Raw genomic sequence first — 18,667 nt, forward strand, 5'->3', positions numbered from 1 at the left:
GCGGCTACGCCTGACGCAAATTCTGTGCCGCCTTCACCATATTCGCCAGCGCCGCGCGGGTTTCCGGCCAGCCGCGGGTTTTCAGGCCGCAGTCCGGGTTTACCCACAGGCGCTCAGCCGGAATGCGCTGGGCGGCTTTCTTCAGCAGGGCTTCGATCCACTCCACGCTCGGCACGTTCGGGGAGTGGATGTCGTACACGCCCGGTCCGATTTCGTTCGGGTAGTCGAACTCTTCAAACGACTCCAGCAGTTCCATATCTGAACGCGAGGTCTCGATGGTGATCACGTCAGCGTCCAGCGCGGCGATCGAATCCATGATGTCGTTAAATTCGCAGTAACACATGTGGGTGTGGATCTGGGTGTCGTCCTTCGCCACCGCGGCGTTGATGCGAAACGCCTCCACGCCCCACTTCAGGTAGGCCTCCCAGTCGCTGCGGCGCAGCGGCAGACCTTCACGCAGGGCCGGTTCGTCAATCTGGATGATGCCAATGCCTGCGGCTTCGAGATCCGCCACTTCATCACGCAGCGCCAGCGCGATTTGCTTCGCGATGGTTTCACGGGACACATCTTCACGCGGGAAGGACCAGCAAAGAATGGTCACCGGGCCGGTCAACATTCCTTTCACGGGCTTGTCGGTCAGGGACTGGGCGTATTTCGCCCACTCCACGGTGATGGGTTCCGGGCGGCTGATATCACCGATGACCACCGGCGGCTTCACGCAGCGGGAGCCGTAGCTCTGCACCCAGCCATTCTGGGTGAACACGAAACCGTCCAGATGCTCACCGAAGTATTCCACCATGTCGTTACGCTCGGCCTCCCCGTGCACCAGCACGTCCAGACCTAAGCGCTCCTGCTCTACAATCGCCTGTTTGATGTGTTCGGCGATACCGGTACGGTAGTGATTCGCGTCCAGGTTGCCTTTTTTGAAGTCCAGGCGCAGGCCGCGGATCTCGGTGGTTTGCGGGAAGGAACCAATCGTGGTGGTCGGCCACGCAGGCAGGTTGAAGCGCGCGCGCTGCGCTTCGGCACGCACCTCATACGGGCTCTGACGCTGGCTGTCCTGGGCGGTGATGGCCGCCAGACGTTTCTCCACAGCCGGGTTGTGAACACGAGCCGAGTGACGGCGCGCCTGGATGGGTGCGCTCCATTCACTAATCGCCGCCGTGTCGCCGCTGTTCAGGGCGTCACGCAGCAGGGCCAGCTCCTCACACTTTTGCAGGGCAAAGGCGAACCAGCTCTTCACTTCCGCATCCAGACGGGTTTCTACGCTGAGATCAATCGGGCTGTGCAGCAGGGAGCAGGAAGAGGCGATCCACAGTTCACGTTTGTCTGCGATGTCTTCAATCTGCGCATATTTCTCCGTCAGATCGGCGCGCCAGACGTTACGCCCGTTCACGAGGCCGGCAGAGAGTAGCCAGTCCGCTGGCAGCCGTTTGTGCAGCTCTGCCACATCATCGTTACCGTGTACGAGGTCGACGTGCAGACCCTGCACCGGCAGCGCGGTAATCGTCTTCAGGTTTGGCGTCACGCCTTCGAAATAGGTGGTCAGCAGGAGCTTCACCTGCCCCGCAAGCGCGTCATATGCCGGTTTGAAGGCAGAGAGCCATGCCTGCGGCAGCTCCAGCACCAGCGCAGGTTCGTCGATCTGCACCCACTGAATGCCGCGCTTGCCCAGCTCAATCAGGACCTGTTTGTAGACCGGCAGAATATCGTTAAGCAGGCTCAGACGATCGAACTGCTCCCCTTTCACTTTACCCAGCCACAGGTAGGTTACCGGCCCCAGCAATACGGGCTTCACCTGGTGACCCAACGCCAGCGCTTCGTCCACTTCATCAAGAAGCTGCGTCCAGGTCAGTTTGAACTGCTGACCTTTTACGAACTCCGGCACCATATAGTGATAGTTGGTGTTAAACCACTTGGTCATTTCCGCCGCTGCCGCTGGCTCACCCGTTGGCGCACGGCCACGGCCGATGCGGAACAGGGTATCGATATCTACCGATCCATCGCTGTTCTGATGACGAGCCGGCACGTTGCCAAGCAGCAGGCTGGTCGTCAGAACATGGTCGTACCAGGCGAAATCGCCCACCGGCAGCAGGTCAATGCCCGCCTGTTTTTGCTGATCCCAGTGACGGGCGCGCAGCTCGCGTCCCACTGCCAGCAGCTCTTCACGGGTGGCGTTTCCCGCCCAGTAGCTTTCTTGCGCTTTTTTCAGCTCGCGACGCAGGCCAACGCGAGGGAAACCGAGAGTGTGATTGCGGATAGTCATGTGTTCTTCCTCTAATTAATTGTAAATCCTTTGGATTTTGAATTCAGGGAAGGCGGCAAGTTTGCTCATCCCCGGGAGCTTACATGAGTAAGTGACCGGGGTGAGTAAACGCAGCCAACGCACCATAAATTTAAAAGACGAAGGATTTTAGACGTCCAGATGTTTACACTTCTATAATTGGCGGTTACTGTATATTCCTCAAGCGCAAAATGTTCATGCCGAAGTGAAGGACTTTCATGATCGAGATAAAACACCTGAAAACGCTCCAGGCGTTACGGAACTGCGGCTCGCTCGCGGCAGCGGCGGCCACGCTGCACCAGACCCAGTCCGCCCTTTCTCACCAGTTCAGCGATCTGGAACAACGCCTCGGCTTTCGTCTTTTTGTGCGTAAGAGCCAGCCGCTGCGCTTTACGCCGCAGGGCGAGATCCTGTTGCAGCTGGCGAACCAGGTCCTGCCGCAGATCGCCAGCGCGCTGCAGGCGTGTAACGAACCGCAGCAGACCACACTGCGTATCGCCATTGAGTGCCACAGCTGTATCCAGTGGCTGACCCCCGCGCTTGAGAACTTCCGCCAGAAGTGGCCACAGGTGGAGATGGACTTTAAATCCGGCGTGACGTTCGACCCGCAGCCCTCGTTGCAGCAGGGCGAGCTGGATCTGGTGATGACGTCCGATATTCTGCCGCGCAGTGGCCTGCACTATTCACCGATGTTTGATTATGAAGTGCGCCTGGTGCTGGCGCCGGACCATCCGCTGGCGGCCAAAACGCGCATCACGCCGGAAGACCTGGCGACAGAAACGCTGCTGATTTATCCGGTTCAGCGCAGTCGTCTGGATATCTGGCGTCACTTCCTGCAGCCGGCAGGCATTAGCCCGCAGTTGAAAAGCGTGGATAACACCCTGCTGTTGATTCAGATGGTGGCGGCCAGAATGGGTATCGCAGCGCTGCCGCACTGGGTGGTGGAGAGTTTTGAACGCCAGGGCCTGGTGGTCACTAAAACCCTGGGTGAAGGACTGTGGAGCCGGCTGTACGCCGCCGTGCGCGATGGCGAGCAGCGACAGCCGATTACAGAGGCGTTTATTCGCTCAGCGCGGAACCACGCGTGCGACCATCTTCCGTTTGTGCGGAGCGCGGAGCGACCCAGCGGCGATGGACCCACAGCGAAGCCAGGATCACCGTTCCCCCAATAAGGAAGCTCGGCCAGTGTGGCTGTTGCTGCCAGATGGCGAGGTTAACCAGCAGCCCCGCCGGGACATGCACGTTGTTCATGATCCCCAGCGTACCGGCGTCGACCTGGGTCGCGCCGTAGTTCCACATGAAGTATCCCAGCCCTGAAGCCACCACGCCCAGCCAGACCAGAACGCCCCATTGCACGTTCGTGGTTGGCAGTTTTTGCGGATTACCGAGCATAAACCACGCCGCCACCGCAACAATCGCAGCCCCCATATAGAACCAGGCGAACGCGTTATGCTGCGGCATCGGACGGGTTTCCATCAGACGTTTGTAGCCCACCATGCCGATGGCGAAACTGATGTTGGCGAGCTGGACGAACATCAACCCGGTCCAGAAGTGATCGCTCACTTTGTCGTAGCGAATAATCGCCGCGCCAATCACCGCCAGCGCCGCGCTCAGCAGGTATCCCCAGCGCAGGCGGCGCTTGCTGAGCAAATCGTAGATCAGCGTGATATAGAGCGGCGTAAGCACGGTGAACAGCAGGAATTCAGAGACGGACAGGTAGACGTAAGCCCGGAAGCTAAACAGATACATGATGCCGAGCTGCATCGCCCCCACCAGCATATACAGCACGATCGTTTTCAACGATTGCCCGCGCGTACGCAGAAACGGCAGGAACACCAGCGCCGCCAGCCCCACGCGCATCAGCACCGAGAAGTAGCTGTCGACCGAACCGGCAAGGTATTCGCCAATCAGGCTAAAGGAGAAGGCCCACAGGATAGTGGTGATAATGAGTAGCGCCACAATGCTTGTCTCTCAGAAATAAGGAGAGGCATTGTAGCGAACTCTTTAGTTGACAACTGAGCGATAAATAACCGAATGAAGATTATTCAAGGAACAGTTTGCGCAGATACTTCGGTACCGCGTTATCAGCGTTAGAACCAATCACTTCCAGTTCCGGGTGCAGATCTTTCAGACGCTGGTGCGCGTTCTGCATGATACAGCCCTTACCTGCCATTGATAGCATTTCGGCATCGTTCATGCCGTCACCAAAGGCGATACAATCTTTCAGCCCAAAGCCCAGACGTTTCGCGACCGCTTCCAGGGCGTGGCCTTTGGAGACACCTCCCGCCATCACTTCCAGACAGGTCAGCGTTGAGAAGCTGACGTTAACGCGATCGCCCCAGCGGGCGTTGATCGCCTGTTCCAGCGGGAGCAGCTCTTCATGGCTGTCGCAGGTGAAGAACACTTTACTGATGCCATCCGGCTCCAGCAGACCTGGTTCATACAGGGAGTAGTTGAATACCGCTTCTTTGAAGAAACGCATTTCATCCGGGCGATGGCGGTTCATGAACCAGTCGTCATCGCGATAAACGTTAGTGACGATAGCCGGATTATTGTGCACCACACCGAACAGATCGGCAGCAATATCGCGATCCAGGTTGTGCGTAAAGATCAGATTGCCGTCGGTATCATGTACGCGCGCACCGTTGGAGGTGATCATGTACGATTTGATCTCAAGATTATCGCGGATCTGCCCCACGTCTACGTGGTGGCGGCCGGTGGCAAACACAAAGTTCACGCCCCGGGCAGTCAGCAGCTTTAAGGTCTCTTTCGCGTAAGGCGACAGGGTGTGGTCGGGGGAGAGCAGCGTGCCATCTAAATCAGATGCAACAACCTGGTACATAGGAAAATTTAACCTCAATAGACAATCAGTTATGCCGGTCGAAAAACTCGACGATGGCGTTAAGCGCGACTGAGCGCATAGCGTCCTTTTCAAAAAGGATCTCATGGTACGCGCCGTTGATAACCAACGGTTTTCCCCCTTCACAAGGGTGGCCGGCGGCAGCGCGGAGTTCACAAAAGCGGTCATGCATGCGGTTATCCACCACACGCTCTTCTTCAGCCTGAATCAGGAGGGTTGGCGTGTCATCATTCGTGACGCCTGCCAGAACCTGCTCACCGGCAAGGATCCCTTCCCGTACCCAGTGATATGTCGGGCCGCCCACGCGCAGGCGTGGCTCATCGGCATAAAAACGCAGGTTACGACGATAGCGCTGTCGGCTGTGCGTCAGGACGTTCATCGCAAAGGGCAATGCTCGCCAGCGCCCCGTTCCGATGGCATAGCCTTCCCGAATGCGCTGATGGCCCTCAGCCCAGTCGAGAATATGACGTACCATCCAGTCAGGAAAACGCATGACGATGCCATACATCGGCGCGGTGAGCGCAATGGCGTCGCACTGATGCGGGTGGCGCTGTAAGAACAGCGTTGAAATCGCACCGCCCATCGAGTGTGCCAGGATATAGCGCTTCCGCCAGGGGCCAGGCTCGACCTCCTGCTGCCAGAACGCGGCGAGATCGTCGACGTAATCACTGAAGTTATCCACATGGCCGCGATGCGTGTCCGATAACAGGCGGCCGGAAAGCCCCTGCCCGCGATGGTCGATAATCAACACATCGAAGCCAAGATGGAACAGGTCATAGGCCAGTTCGGCGTATTTGACGTAGCTCTCGATACGCCCGGGGCAGACCACAATGACCCGGTCATTTTTCTTATCGCGAAAACGCACAAAGCGTACCGGAATATCACCGACACCCGTAAACTCATCTTCCTCACGCTGGCGCCAGAAATCGGTCAGCGGCCCCATGGAGAAAGCAGCAAATGCGTTTTCTCGTGTTTCCCAGTCCTTTTTCTGCTGAAACATCGGGTTTCTACTCACCTAAGCCAAGGAATATCGTTTTTTCGTCACCGGTCACAAAATGACTCAACAATAGCGTATTGTGGCATAAAAACAGACGATTCGGGAGTTTCAAATGACCTTCGAGTGGTGGTTCGCTTACCTGCTGACATCCATCATCCTTAGCCTTTCACCAGGCTCGGGCGCCATTAACACCATGACCACCTCCATTAACCACGGCTATCGCGGTGCGGCGGCGTCGATTGCTGGTTTGCAGACCGGGCTGGGCATTCACATCGTGCTGGTCGGGATTGGTCTGGGCACCCTGTTCTCCCGCTCGGTGCTGGCGTTTGAAGTACTGAAATGGGCCGGGGCGGCGTATCTGATCTGGCTCGGCATCCAGCAGTGGCGCGCGGCAGGCTCCATCAACCTGAACACGCTCGCGCAGACGCAAAATCGTGGCCATCTGTTTAAGCGTGCGGTGTTCGTCAACCTGACCAACCCGAAAAGCATCGTCTTCCTCGCCGCGCTGTTCCCGCAGTTTATCGTGCCGCATCAGCCCCAGGTGATGCAGTACGTGGTGCTGGGCGCGACCACCATTATCGTTGATATCATCGTGATGATTGGTTACGCGACGCTGGCGCAGCGAATTGCGGCGTGGATTAAAGGGCCTAAACAGATGAAGGCCCTGAATAAGGTATTTGGTTCGCTGTTTATGCTGGTTGGCGCGCTGCTTGCGTCAGCGCGTCACGCTTAGCGAGAAATGATAAGATGAATACCGAAGCCAGCGAACAGCGCGCCGGCGAAGCCGTCAATCCACTTCGCGATGCGCTGGTAGCCGCGGCGCATCGCCGGTAAGGCAAACAGGCTCGCCACGATGGTGAACCACGCAAACGTCTCAACCACGATCAGCAGGAAGATCCCCCAGCGTGCGCCCGCGCCAACGCTGTCGCCGACAAACAGCGAGAAGACAGAGCCGAAATAGATAATCGCTTTCGGGTTCGCCAGGTTGGTCAGCAGACCTTTTACAAAACTGCGGCCGCCCGTTGCCAGCTCAACCTTTGGCTCTTGCGGTTTTTTCTCTTCTTTCTTCAGCGCCCCGCGCAGCATCTGGTAGCCCATCCAGCACAGATACAGGCCACCGCCAACCATAATGATGTTATGCAGCCAGGCCATTTTCGCCAGAATCAGGTTCAGACCAAGCAGCGCCACCGCCGCCCAGACCATAACGCCCATGGTGATACCCAGCACGCCCATCATCGCCTCTTTGCGGGAGCGGCTGACCGCTGTTTGTGATACGAAGAAGAAGTCAGGGCCCGGGCTCATCAGCGCAACGATGTGCACTAACGCCACGGTAAGAAATAGCATCAACATAATTCGCTCGCGGGGAAATAATTCAGTGAGTCACCATCCTGGCACTTTTTCGCCCGGCTGACTACTCCTCATCATCACCGTCAGCATGGGAACGGATAAGCGCCATAAACTCCTTACCAAAACGCTCCAGCTTGCGCGTGCCAACGCCGTTCACGCTGAGCATTTCGCTGGCGCTCAGCGGCATCTGTTCGGCCATCTCGATCAGCGTCGCGTCGTTGAACACCACGTAAGGCGGGATATTCTCTTCATCGGCGATGGCTTTACGCAGCTTGCGCAGTTTGGCAAACAGCTTGCGGTCGTAGTTGCCGCCGTACGATTTTTGCATCACCCGCGGCTTCAGGGCGACAACGCGCGGCACGGCAAGCTTCAGTTCAACGTCCCCCCTCAGCACCGGGCGCGCGGCTTCGGTGAGCTGAAGCGCGGAGTGCTGGGCGATGTTTTGTGTAGCAAAACCGAGGTGAATCAGCTGACGAATAATGCTGACCCAGTGCTCGTGGCTCTGATCCTTGCCAATACCGTAGACCGGCAGCTTGTCGTGGCCCATATCTCGGATACGCTGGTTATTGGCACCACGCAGCACTTCCACCACGTAGCCCATCCCGAAGCGCTGATTCACACGATAAATGGTCGAGAGCGCCTTACGCGCGTCCATCAGACCATCGTACTGTTTCGGCGGATCGAGGCAAATATCGCAGTTGCCACACGGCTCCTGTCGCCCTTCACCAAAGTAGTTGAGCAGCACCAGGCGACGGCAGGTTTGCGCTTCGGCAAATGCGCCCATCGCGTTGAGCTTGTGACGTTCGATATCCTGCAACTGCCCCTGCGGTTTCTCTTCCAGGCAGCGGCGCAGCCACGCCATATCGGCCGGATCGTAAAACAGCATCGCTTCCGCAGGCAGACCGTCGCGTCCAGCGCGACCGGTTTCCTGATAGTAAGATTCGATATTGCGTGGAATGTCGAAGTGCACCACAAAGCGCACGTTTGGCTTGTTGATCCCCATGCCGAACGCCACCGTCGCCACCACAATCTGCAGGTCGTCGCGCTGGAATTTTTCCTGCACGTCGGCGCGGATATGGTTTTCCAGCCCGGCATGGTAAGCCGCCGCGCTAAAGCCGCGGTTTTGCAGGCGCGCGGCGGTGTCTTCCACCTTCGCACGGCTGTTGCAGTAGATGATGCCGGACTTGCCGCGCTGCTCCTGCACGTAGCGTAAGAGCTGATCCAGCGGCTTGAATTTTTCCATCAGCATATAGCGGATGTTGGGGCGGTCGAAGCTGCTGACCTGAATATAGGGGTCGTTCAGCCCCAGCAGGCGAACGATATCCAGACGGGTGGTGTCATCTGCCGTGGCGGTAAGCGCCATAAACGGCAGCTCGGGGAAGCGCTGACGCAGCTGACCGAGTGCGGCGTATTCCGGACGGAAATCGTGTCCCCACTGGGAGATACAGTGCGCTTCATCCACCGCCAGCAGCACCGGGTTCCAGTGCGCGAGATGGTCGAGGAAGTTATCCAGCATCAGGCGTTCGGGCGCGATATACAGCAGACGGATCTGCCCGGTGCGGCACCCGGCCATCACTTCCTGCTGCTGCTCGCGGGATTGCGTGGAGTTAAGGCAGGCCGCCGCCACGCCGTTAGCGAGCAGCTGGTCCACCTGGTCTTTCATCAGCGAAATCAGGGGCGATACCACCACCGTCAGGCCGTTAAGCACCAGCGCGGGCACCTGATAACAGAGCGATTTACCGCCGCCGGTTGGCATCACCACCAGGCAGTCGCGGCCTTCCAGCACCGTTTCAATGATGGTTTCCTGGCCAGGGCGGAACTGCTGGTAGCCAAAGGTTTCATGCAAAACCTGTTTAGCCAGCGACTCCTGATTCAATACTTCCGCCTGCGCCACATTAACCCCATCTGCGAAAAATAAAACAGGCGCTATTTTCAGCGCCTGAGAGAGAAACTTCAACGTTTAACGCAAAAACATTCGAGCTGCCTAGAGAATGTCGTTCAGCATCACGCCCACGCCAATGCGGGTCTGGTTGAAGTTGTAGTCGATAAGCGACTCGCCGTAACCGCTGTAGACCTGCGTATAGATACGCACGTGCTTCGTCATTGGGTAGCTTAAGCCCACTTCCGCACCGCCGTAACCGGTGTTCCAGTTATACTGGCCCTTCGCGCTCAGCACGGCATCGCCCAGCTGATAGCCGACTTTAAGCTGGTAGTAGCCCATGTATTTGGTGATGTCCGGGTTGTCATCGGTTTCGCCCACCACATACCACGGCTTCACCTCCACCATCCAGTTGCCGTTCTGCGCCATCAGGCGCGTATAGGCGCGGTTCCAGCTACGGGACGTCGGATCGGAACGGCCATTAGAATCATGGTTAAAGCCCACTTCGACGTCACGCAGCGTCCAGCCCGCAAACTCATAATCCGTTGCAAAACCGAGGAACAGCTGTGGCTCATAGTTGGTTTCACGGAACGGCGAGGACTCTCCGCTGTTAGAGAGCTGCCACCAGGATTTCTGCGTGTAAGACGCGCCCAGCACCGAGTTCGGCCCCAGAATGCCGCGCCAGAACGGGAAGGCCAGGCTGAGCTGGAACTTCACCTCATCTTTACGCGCATTATCAGACCAGTTATAGGAGCTTATCGCCTCTTTGTTGAGGTCGCTGGTCTGGGTGTAAATCACGTAGTTGGTGTCATACGGATAGAGCGTGAACGGATTGTCATGCTCCTGAAGTAGGTTGGCGATAATGCTGCCGTGAACGGCAGGTTTGTCATGCACCTCTTTGATCGTCGCTTCCTGCGCATACGCTGTGAGGGGCAGCGAAACCGCCGCCAGTAACCAGGCCAGATACGTCCGCATCGGTGGTGTTCTCCTGCAAAAGAGTAAATTTCGTTGAATAGTTATGTGGCAGTCATTCTACAGACTTCTGCGACAACTGCTGCATCCTCGTTTCTGAAAGTGGAATTCCTTATTGCTGAGGCATAAAATCAACATTTCATTAACAATAAGGATGTGATGCCTCATGTCAGCCATGCTTACCGCCGATGAAGTGTTAAAACTCGTGGGCGAGATTTTTGTTTACCATATGCCGTTTAACCGTGCGCTGGGACTGGAGCTGGAGCGTTATGAAAAGGACTTTGCCCAGCTGAGTTTCAACAACCAGCCGATGATGGTGGGTAACTGGGCGCAAAGTATTTTACACGGCGGGGTGATCGCCTCCGCGCTGGACGTCGCGGCAGGCCTGGTCTGTGTGGGCAGCACGCTGACCCGCCATGACACCATCAACGAAGACGAACTTCGCCAGCGTCTGGCACGCATGGGCACTATCGACTTACGCGTTGACTATCTTCGCCCGGGGCGCGGAAATCGCTTTACCTGTACCAGCAGCCTGCTGCGCGCGGGCAACAAAGTTGCCGTGGCACGCGTTGAATTACACAACGAGGAACAGGTCTATATCGCCAGCGCAACTGCCACTTATATGGTGGGTTGAGGCTGCAAAATCGGGTAAAATTATTTCACTTTTTTGTAACGGATTTTCCCGATGGATGCTAAACAGACGCGGCAGGGCGTTTTACTCGCCCTTGCCGCTTATTTTATTTGGGGTATCGCCCCGGCGTATTTCAAGCTTATCGCCGACGTTCCGGCCGATGAGATCCTGACTCACCGCGTCATCTGGTCGTTCTTCTTTATGATTGCGCTGATGAGCCTCAGCCGTCAGTGGTCAGGCGTCAAAACGCTGCTGCAAACCCCGAAGAAGATTTTCCTGCTGGCGCTCTCTGCCGTGCTGATCGGCGGTAACTGGCTGCTGTTTATCTGGGCAGTGAATAACCACCACATGCTCGAAGCGAGTCTGGGGTACTTCATTAACCCGCTGGTGAATATTGTGCTGGGGATGATTTTCCTCGGCGAGCGCTTCCGACGTATGCAGTGGGTGGCCGTCATTCTGGCCTTCTGCGGCGTGATGGTACAGCTCTGGACCTTCGGCTCGTTGCCGATTATTGCCCTCGGCCTGGCGTTCAGCTTTGCCTTTTATGGCCTGGTGCGTAAGAAGATAGCTGTCGAAGCACAAACCGGCATGCTGTTTGAAACCCTGTGGCTGCTGCCGGTTGCGGCGATTTATCTTTTCGGCATCGCCGACAGCCCGACCAGCCATATGGGCAGCAACCCGTGGTCGCTGAATCTGATGCTGATGGCGGCAGGTGTGGTAACAACGATCCCACTGCTGTGCTTCACCGGTGCGGCGACGCGCCTGCGTCTCTCCACCCTGGGCTTCTTCCAGTATATTGGCCCGACGCTGATGTTCCTGCTGGCGGTGGTGTTTTACGGTGAAGTGCCGGGTGCGGATAAGATGGTGACGTTTGCCTTTATCTGGGTGGCGCTGGCGATTTTTGTCGCCGATGCGATTTACACCCAGCGCAGGGCCCGCAAAGGAATGTAGGTGTTTTGTAGGGCGGGTAAGCGCAGCGCCACCCGCCAGATTTTTACAGCCAGTTACGACGCTTAAAGTACAGATACGGCGCCAGTCCGGCGAGGATCATAAAGATAATCGCCCCCGGGTAACCAAAGCTCCACTTCAGCTCCGGCATAAACTCAAAGTTCATCCCGTAGCTGGAGGCCACCAGCGTCGGCGGCAGGAACACCACGGATACCACCGAGAAGATCTTGATGATGCGGTTCTGCTCGATGTTGATAAAGCCCATCGCCGCCTGCATCAGGAAGTTGACCTTCTGGAACAGGGATTCGTTGTGCGGCAGCAGGGATTCGATATCGCGCAGGATCTCCCGCGCCTGCTCCAGCTGGCCGCCCGGCAGGCGCGCCTTGCGCACCAGGAAATTCAGCGCGCGCTGGGTATCCATCAGACATAAACGCACTTTCCAGCCGATATCTTCCAGCTCCGCCAGGGTGGAGAGCGCTTCGTCGTACTCATCACCCTGATGGCCTTCCATGATGACACGGCTCAGCTTTTCCAGATCGCTGTAGATGTTTTCAATCTCGTCCGCCAGCTGTTCAATTTTGGTCTCGAACAGGTCGAGCAGCAGCTCCCAGGCATTACCGTCATTTAATGGCTGGCTGCGGGCACGCATGCGGTAGAGACGGAATGCCGGCAGCTCACGCTCGCGCAGGGTAAACAGGCGACCATCACGAATGGTAAACGCCACGGTGGAGTTTCCCGCGTGGTCTTCGGCATCTTCAAAGAAGAAGAAAGAGTGAATGTGCAAACCGTCTTCGTCTTCAAAAAAACGCGCAGATGCTTCGATGTCTTCCAGTTCCGGGCGTGTCGCCAGGCTTTGTCCCAGCTCAGATTGTACGCGAAGGCGTTCATCGTCGTCCGGCTCGACCAGATCCACCCATACGGCATCAATGAGGGGCTGTGACTCTTCGGCTTCAAGCCGCGTCAGTCGGTTATTTTCGAGTTGAAATGCGCTCAACATGACCGGGACTCCCAATGCAAAAAAAATCGGACAGTTCGGTGGGCACACAGAAACAAATTGGGTTTCAGACCATTAAACAGCCTGACTCAGCGCGACGGGAATAATGCAGTCGCTGACAACCACTAAGGCCATCAGCAAGAGGAGATAGCCTTAGGAGTTGTTCCTGGATGACAGGGAATTGAGCCAGTATCTACTGGGTGTGTCCAAGGCGAATGTCCTCTTAGCGTAATCGTGCGCGCATGTTACGCCAGCTATAACTGTGGCGTCAACACGCAACGGAACGCTGAAGGGCATTAATTGACCTTCAACGTATAAGGTTAGCAGATTATTACAAAATAATGATATTTTTCTGAAAGTTACACTGTTTCCAGCTTCGCGTAGGCTGCCACGAGCCATTTGATTCCCTGCCCCTGGAACGCCACCTGCAGGCGGCTGTGCTCACCGCTGCCTTCCAGATTCACAATGGTCCCTTCGCCAAACTTAGAATGGCGCACGCGCTGGCCCAGCTTGTAGCCGGTGTCGGTTTCTGCCATCGGCGATCCCATCCGCTGATGGCTGACCGGACGGCTGATGCTGGCACGCAGACGCACCTCTTCCACGCACTCCTCCGGCAGTTCACCGATAAAGCGCGACGGACGGTGATAGACCTCTTTACCATACAGGCGGCGGGTTTCGGCGTAGGTCAGCGTCAGCTTTTGCATCGCTCGCGTCACGCCGACATAGGCCAGACGACGCTCCTCTTCCAGGCGTCCGCCTTCATCCAGCGACATCTGGCTCGGGAACATCCCCTCTTCCATACCGACGATAAACACCTGCGGGAACTCCAGACCTTTGGCGGAGTGCAGGGTCATCAGCTGAACCGCATCCTGCCAGGTGTCCGCCTGCCCTTCGCCCGCTTCCAGCGCAGCGTGAGAGAGGAACGCCTGCAGCGGCATCAGGTCTTCATCTTCTTCGTTGTAACTGAACTGGCGCGTTGCCGTCACCAGCTCCTCTAAGTTCTCAATACGGGTCTGGCCTTTCTCGCCTTTTTCCTGCTCGTACATGGTGCGCAGGCCGGAGTCTTTGATCACCCGGTCGGTCTGCACGTGCAGCGGCATGTCGGCCGTTTCCTGCGCCAGCGCGTCAATCAGCTCGAGGAAACGCTGCAGGGCGCTGGCAGCGCGGCCGGCAAGGGCTTTTTCCTGCAACAGCTCACGGCACGCCTGCCAGAGTGTCAGCTGGCGATCGCGCGAGGCCTGGCGCACCACGTCCAGCGTGCGGTCACCAATGCCACGGGTTGGCGTGTTGACCACGCGCTCAAACGCCGCGTCGTCGTTACGGTTGGCAATCAGGCGCAAATACGAGAGCGCGTCTTTGATTTCCTGACGTTCGAAGAAGCGCATACCGCCGTAAATGCGGTATGGCATCCCCACCTGCAGCAGCGCCTCTTCCAGCACGCGCGACTGGGCGTTGCTGCGATAGAGAATGGCACACTGTTCCAGCGCGCCACCGTTGTCCTGCCAGGTTTTAATGCGGTTCACCACGAAGCGGGCTTCATCGAGTTCGTTGAAGGCGCAGTAAATCGAAATCGGTTCGCCGTCGACGCCGTCGGTCCACAGTTTTTTCCCCAGACGCCCGTTGTTGTTTTCAATCAGGGCGTTGGCCGCGCTCAGGATATTGCTGGTTGAGCGGTAGTTCTGCTCCAGACGGATGGTCTGTGCGCCCGGGAAGTCATTGAGGAAGCGCTGGATATTCTCTACCTGCGCCCCGCGCCAGCCGTAGATTGACTGGTCGTCATCACCCACGATCATTACCTTGCCGGTATCGCCGGCCAGCAGGCGGATCCACGCGTACTGGATGTTGTTGGTATCCTGGAATTCGTCCACCAGAATATTGGTGAAGCGTTCGCGGTAGTGCTGCAGGATATGCGGTTTGTTGAGCCACAGCTCGTGGGCGCGCAGCAGCAGCTCGGCGAAATCCACCAGGCCGGCGCGATCGCACGCTTCCTGATAGGCCTTGTAGACGTTCTGCCAGGTCTGCTCGACCGGGTTGCCGAAGCTCTGAATGTGGTGCGGGCGCAAGCCTTCGTCTTTCTGGCCGTTGATGTACCACATCGCCTGACGCGGTGGCCACTGCTTCTCGTCAAGGTTCATCGCCTTAATCAGGCGTTTGAGAAGACGGAGCTGGTCTTCGCTGTCGAGGATCTGGAAATCCTGCGGCAGATTGGCATCCATATGGTGCGCGCGCAGCAGACGGTGCGCCAGGCCGTGGAAGGTGCCGACCCACATGCCGCCCTGGCTGGTGCCCATCAGCTGGGCGATACGGTGGCGCATCTCCGCCGCCGCCTTGTTGGTAAACGTGACCGCCATGATGGAGTACGGCGAGCAGTTCTCCACGCTCTGCAGCCAGGCGATACGGTGAACCAACACGCGTGTCTTACCACTGCCCGCCCCCGCCAGCACCAGCAGGTTGGTGCGCGAGGCGGCAACCGCGTCACGCTGTTTGTCATTAAGGCTGTCGAGCAGGTAAGAAACGTCCATTGGCACCGTCACGTCATGTCGGGCAGGCGAATAGCATTCGCCAAAACCCTGTTAATTTATACAGAACAACTGATGATTATATCAGCGTCGTGAGGGATGCCAACCGCGAAATTTCCAGGTGTGGCAGAAGACGGCTATCGGAGGCGATCATCAGGTCGGCGTTTTCCGGCTTGATCCAGCAGGCCTGCATGCCGCAGCGGATGGCTCCGGCCACGTCTGTGGTCAGGTCATCCCCCACGTGCAGGATCTGACCCAGCGGCAGGTTCAGCTTTTCCGCCGCCAGATGGTACATATCGTTAAACGGCTTCGCGCGCCCGTGGGGGCCCGCACGCAGCACAAATTCAAAGTAATCACTCAGGCCAAACAGCTCCGGCTGGGCATTGCCGTTGGTGATCGCCACCAGCGGCCATTTTTCGGCAAGGGCAGTCAGCGTGTCGTGGGTCTCCTGCGGCACGTCGATACGGCTGCGCCATTTGGCGAAGTGTTCCATTGCCGCTTCAGCCCCAATGGCTGCATCCTGTACGCTGAGCCCTGCGTTGAGCATCGCCTGCTCAACCGCGCGGCGACGCCATTCGGTCACGTCGTGGTAAATCTCCGGCTCGGTCTCCCGCAGGGACTGACGCAGCTTCTGGAAGTCCTTGTTCTGTATCGTCTTCAGCGCCGGATGGTAGTTCTGGACAAACGCCAGCGACTCCTGCTCGGTACGCAGGATCACATCGCGGTTGTCATAAAGGGTGTCATCAAGGTCAAACGTCAGGGCGGAGATCTGACCGAGTGGGCGGTAAAAACGCATTATTTCCCCCGTTTGGCGCGTGGATGCGCCGCGTCGTACACCGAGGCAAGGTGTTGAAAGTCTAAGTGGGTATAAATTTGAGTGGTCGACAGATTCGCGTGCCCGAGCAGTTCCTGCACGCCGCGCAGATCGCCGCTCGACTCAAGCATGTGTGTCGCAAAGGAGTGGCGCAGCTTGTGCGGGTGAACGTGGCTGTTAAGCCCCTGCTTAATGCCCCACTCCGCAAAGCGCTTCTGCACGTTACGCGCCGAGATCCGCTTGCCGAGTTTCGACAGGAACAGCGCATCCTCTTCTGCGCCAAACAGCCCGCGCAGATCCAGCCAGTGCTCAATCCAGGAGACCGCATTGCGGCCAATCGGCAGGCGGCGCTCTTTGCTGCCTTTGCCCATCACCCACACTTCGCCAGTCTCCAGGTCGAGATGTTTTACATCAAGGTTAACCAGCTCCGAGAGACGTAACCCGGCACCGTACATCACCTCCAGCATCGCGCGGTCACGCACGGCCAGCGGATCGTTGAGATCGATATCCAGCAGGCGGTTGACGTCGTCAACGTCGATATTTTTCGGCAGATGGCGCGGGGCTTTCGGCGTGGCGATCCCTTTTGCCGGGTTGGCTTTTAAGCCTCCCTGGCTGACCAGCCAGTCGAAGAAACTGCGCAGGGCGGAGAGCCTCAACGCCAGACTTGCGGGACTGAGATTTTTTTTACGGCTACGCACAACGAAACCGCGTACCGTCGCAGCATCACATTGTTGCCAGCTTTTCAGGCCGATCTCGTCGGCAATCTGCATGATGGCATCAAGCTGACGCTGATAGTTGAGCAGGGTAATAGGGCTAAGCTGACGCTCCACGCCCAGATAGCGCAGAAAGCGGGAGACGTCTGTGGCGAGCAATCCGTCCATCATACGCGCTCAATCCAGCGCTCCAGCAGCTCAGGCAGCATCAGGGCAATCTCCTGCAGCAGGTGCGTGGCCTGCCCGCGCTCGTAGTGATGCGCGTCGCGGCTGGTAAATAAGATGACCCCCAGATCGCCATCGCGCCCCATCAGAGACATCGCTACCGAACCAATCGCTTTGGCCTCCGGCAATACCACCAGCAGTTCGGGTCCGTTCAGCGGTCCCAGATAGTGATGCTCATGGCCCAGACGCTGAATGCGCAGCGGTTCAAACGCCTGACGGCTAAGTGCCAGATGGGTAAATCCCGACGGCGCGCCAATGCGCCAGCGGTCAGGGAAAAGACGGATCGTTGCGCCCGCCAGCCCAAGCTCGCGCGCCCAGCGATGGAAGCGGCTGAGGAACTCTTCGAGGCTGTGCGCCGATGCCAGACGCGCCTGCAGATGGAGCAGACGGTAGAACAGACTTTCGTTTGTACTCGCCTGTTCCATCAGCAGCGTCATGTTCTCTTCAAGCTGATTGATGTGGTTGCGCGAGCGCGCCATATGCCATTCGACCAGCGACACGGTTCCGCGAACCGGATGTGGCACGCGCATCTCTTCGACAACGCGTGCATTGCGAATAAAAAACTCAGGATTGCGCAGCAGATAATCAACAACAGCCCTGTCGTCCAGTTCCGTCACTGTTTCCTGCAGTTCTTCCCCTGGTTGTTTCATAGATGGATAAACCCGTCATAGACATGTGCCGCCGGGCCAGTCATATACAGTGGATGACCCGGTCCTTTCCAGGCGATATCAAGCCGACCGCCTGGTAACTCCACGCGCACCTCTTCTGCCAGTAACCCCTGAGAGATGCCCACGGCCACCGCCGCACAGGCGCCGCTTCCGCAGGCCTGCGTCTCGCCCGCGCCGCGCTCGTAAACCCGCAGACGGATGTGCTCGCGTTTCACCACCTGCATAAAACCGATGTTCGCTCGCTCCGGGAACCGTTCGTGGCTCTCCAGCACCGGGCCGAGGGTTTCGACGGCGGCCGTTTCCACATCATCAACCTGAATCACGCAGTGCGGGTTACCCATTGAGACAACGCCGCACAATACTGTCTGCTCGGCCGCACGCATAATATAGGTCTTTTCCGCTTTGTTTGCGCGAAACGGTACGACGGAAGGCTCGAAGTTTGGCTCGCCCATGTTCACCCGCACCAGCTCATCATCGGTGACGCTGAGCACCATACGACCATTGGCCGTACTGACGCGAATATCACGCTTGTTGGTCAGCCCTTTCAGGCGGACAAAGCGGGCAAAACAGCGCGCGCCGTTGCCGCACTGATTCACTTCGCTGCCATCCGCGTTAAAAATACGGTAGTGGAAATCGAGGTCGGGATCGTACGGTGGTTCAACCACCAGCAGCTGATCGAACCCCACGCCCAGATGCCGATCCGCCAGGCGGCGGATCAATTCCGGGGAGAAAAACACATTCTGCGTTACCGCGTCGACGACCATAAAATCGTTGCCAAGGCCATGCATTTTAGAGAACTGCATCATTTGCTCCATT

The 18,667-nt window shown here is 57.6% G+C and carries 18 protein-coding genes; 4 read left to right on the plus strand and 14 right to left on the minus strand.

Annotation, left to right across the window (positions count from 1 at the left end; all coding sequences use genetic code 11):
* Positions 1-4: 4 nt before the first annotated feature.
* On the minus strand, positions 5-2,266 hold the full coding sequence (gene metE, locus C1N69_RS21740; protein ID WP_155031857.1) for a 5-methyltetrahydropteroyltriglutamate--homocysteine S-methyltransferase: 2,262 nt from the start codon (positions 2,264-2,266) through the stop codon (positions 5-7).
* Positions 2,267-2,502: 236 nt separating this feature from the next.
* Here metE and metR point away from each other — a divergent pair, with 236 nt between their 5' ends.
* Positions 2,503-3,456, plus strand: a complete 954-nt coding sequence (gene metR, locus C1N69_RS21745; protein ID WP_025757533.1) for an HTH-type transcriptional regulator MetR — start codon at positions 2,503-2,505, stop codon at positions 3,454-3,456.
* Here metR and C1N69_RS21750 read toward each other — a convergent pair.
* The 3 genes from C1N69_RS21750 to pldB all read right to left on the minus strand — a co-directional run bounded on the left by C1N69_RS21750 (position 3,344) and on the right by pldB (position 6,144).
* Positions 3,344-4,243, minus strand: coding sequence for a carboxylate/amino acid/amine transporter (locus tag C1N69_RS21750; RefSeq protein ID WP_032672477.1), 900 nt, complete (start codon positions 4,241-4,243; stop codon positions 3,344-3,346). The genes metR and C1N69_RS21750 overlap by 113 nt on opposite strands.
* Positions 4,244-4,325: 82 nt before the next feature.
* A complete protein-coding gene (yigL, locus tag C1N69_RS21755) occupies positions 4,326-5,126 on the minus strand; it encodes a sugar/pyridoxal phosphate phosphatase YigL (RefSeq protein ID WP_025757535.1) in 801 nt (266 codons plus the stop codon).
* A gap of 25 nt (positions 5,127-5,151) precedes the next feature.
* On the minus strand, positions 5,152-6,144 hold the full coding sequence (gene pldB, locus C1N69_RS21760) for a lysophospholipase L2 (protein WP_059385449.1): 993 nt from the start codon (positions 6,142-6,144) through the stop codon (positions 5,152-5,154).
* 109 nt (positions 6,145-6,253) lie between these two features.
* Here pldB and rhtB point away from each other — a divergent pair, with 109 nt between their 5' ends.
* Positions 6,254-6,874, plus strand: coding sequence for a homoserine/homoserine lactone efflux protein (gene rhtB / locus C1N69_RS21765; protein WP_008501533.1), 621 nt, complete (start codon positions 6,254-6,256; stop codon positions 6,872-6,874).
* Here rhtB and rhtC read toward each other — a convergent pair.
* From rhtC to pldA, 3 genes are all read right to left on the minus strand, one after another.
* Positions 6,871-7,491 (minus strand): threonine export protein RhtC, encoded by a 621-nt coding sequence (gene rhtC, locus C1N69_RS21770; protein WP_025757538.1) that lies wholly within the window; start codon positions 7,489-7,491, stop codon positions 6,871-6,873. The two genes, rhtB and rhtC, sit on opposite strands and share 4 nt — an antisense overlap.
* A 61-nt stretch (positions 7,492-7,552) precedes the next feature.
* Complete coding sequence (recQ, locus tag C1N69_RS21775) at positions 7,553-9,382, minus strand: ATP-dependent DNA helicase RecQ (RefSeq protein WP_059385450.1); 1,830 nt, start codon at positions 9,380-9,382, stop codon at positions 7,553-7,555.
* A gap of 90 nt (positions 9,383-9,472) precedes the next feature.
* On the minus strand, positions 9,473-10,342 hold the full coding sequence (gene pldA, locus C1N69_RS21780) for a phospholipase A (protein ID WP_095442005.1): 870 nt from the start codon (positions 10,340-10,342) through the stop codon (positions 9,473-9,475).
* A 163-nt stretch (positions 10,343-10,505) separates the two neighbouring features.
* On the opposite strand from pldA, the gene yigI reads away from it, so the two are divergent.
* Both yigI and rarD read left to right on the plus strand, forming a co-directional pair.
* Positions 10,506-10,973, plus strand: a complete 468-nt coding sequence (yigI, locus tag C1N69_RS21785; protein ID WP_025757543.1) for an acyl-CoA thioesterase YigI — start codon at positions 10,506-10,508, stop codon at positions 10,971-10,973.
* A 51-nt stretch (positions 10,974-11,024) separates the two neighbouring features.
* Entirely contained in the window at positions 11,025-11,921 is an 897-nt protein-coding gene (rarD, locus tag C1N69_RS21790) for an EamA family transporter RarD (RefSeq protein ID WP_045285580.1), read from the plus strand.
* 43 nt (positions 11,922-11,964) lie between these two features.
* Here rarD and corA read toward each other — a convergent pair whose 3' ends face one another.
* The 7 genes from corA to dapF form a co-directional block, all read right to left on the minus strand.
* Positions 11,965-12,915, minus strand: a complete 951-nt coding sequence (corA, locus tag C1N69_RS21795; RefSeq protein WP_025757547.1) for a magnesium/cobalt transporter CorA — start codon at positions 12,913-12,915, stop codon at positions 11,965-11,967.
* Positions 12,916-13,065: 150 nt separating this feature from the next.
* Positions 13,066-13,122, minus strand: coding sequence for a YsgD/CorL family protein (gene ysgD, locus C1N69_RS22870; protein WP_212743980.1), 57 nt, complete (start codon positions 13,120-13,122; stop codon positions 13,066-13,068).
* 149 nt (positions 13,123-13,271) lie between these two features.
* Positions 13,272-15,434: a DNA helicase II gene (gene uvrD, locus C1N69_RS21800; RefSeq protein ID WP_025757548.1), complete on the minus strand. Its 2,163-nt coding sequence runs from the start codon at positions 15,432-15,434 to the stop codon at positions 13,272-13,274.
* Between the two features lie 76 nt (positions 15,435-15,510).
* Positions 15,511-16,227 (minus strand): 5-amino-6-(5-phospho-D-ribitylamino)uracil phosphatase YigB, encoded by a 717-nt coding sequence (gene yigB / locus C1N69_RS21805; RefSeq protein WP_025757549.1) that lies wholly within the window; start codon positions 16,225-16,227, stop codon positions 15,511-15,513.
* Positions 16,227-17,129, minus strand: a complete 903-nt coding sequence (gene xerC / locus C1N69_RS21810) for a tyrosine recombinase XerC (protein ID WP_025757550.1) — start codon at positions 17,127-17,129, stop codon at positions 16,227-16,229. Before xerC ends, yigB begins: the two co-directional genes overlap by 1 nt.
* On the minus strand, positions 17,126-17,833 hold the full coding sequence (locus C1N69_RS21815) for a DUF484 domain-containing protein (RefSeq protein ID WP_095442006.1): 708 nt from the start codon (positions 17,831-17,833) through the stop codon (positions 17,126-17,128). Before C1N69_RS21815 ends, xerC begins: the two co-directional genes overlap by 4 nt.
* Positions 17,830-18,654 carry a diaminopimelate epimerase gene (dapF, locus tag C1N69_RS21820; protein ID WP_008501545.1) on the minus strand — a complete coding sequence of 275 codons (825 nt, stop codon included), beginning with the start codon at positions 18,652-18,654 and terminating at the stop codon, positions 17,830-17,832. The genes C1N69_RS21815 and dapF overlap by 4 nt, the downstream gene beginning before the upstream one ends.
* Positions 18,655-18,667: the final 13 nt, after the last annotated feature.

Origin of the sequence: Enterobacter sichuanensis, assembly GCF_009036245.1 — a bacterium.
Classification (GTDB): Bacteria; Pseudomonadota; Gammaproteobacteria; order Enterobacterales; family Enterobacteriaceae; genus Enterobacter; species Enterobacter sichuanensis.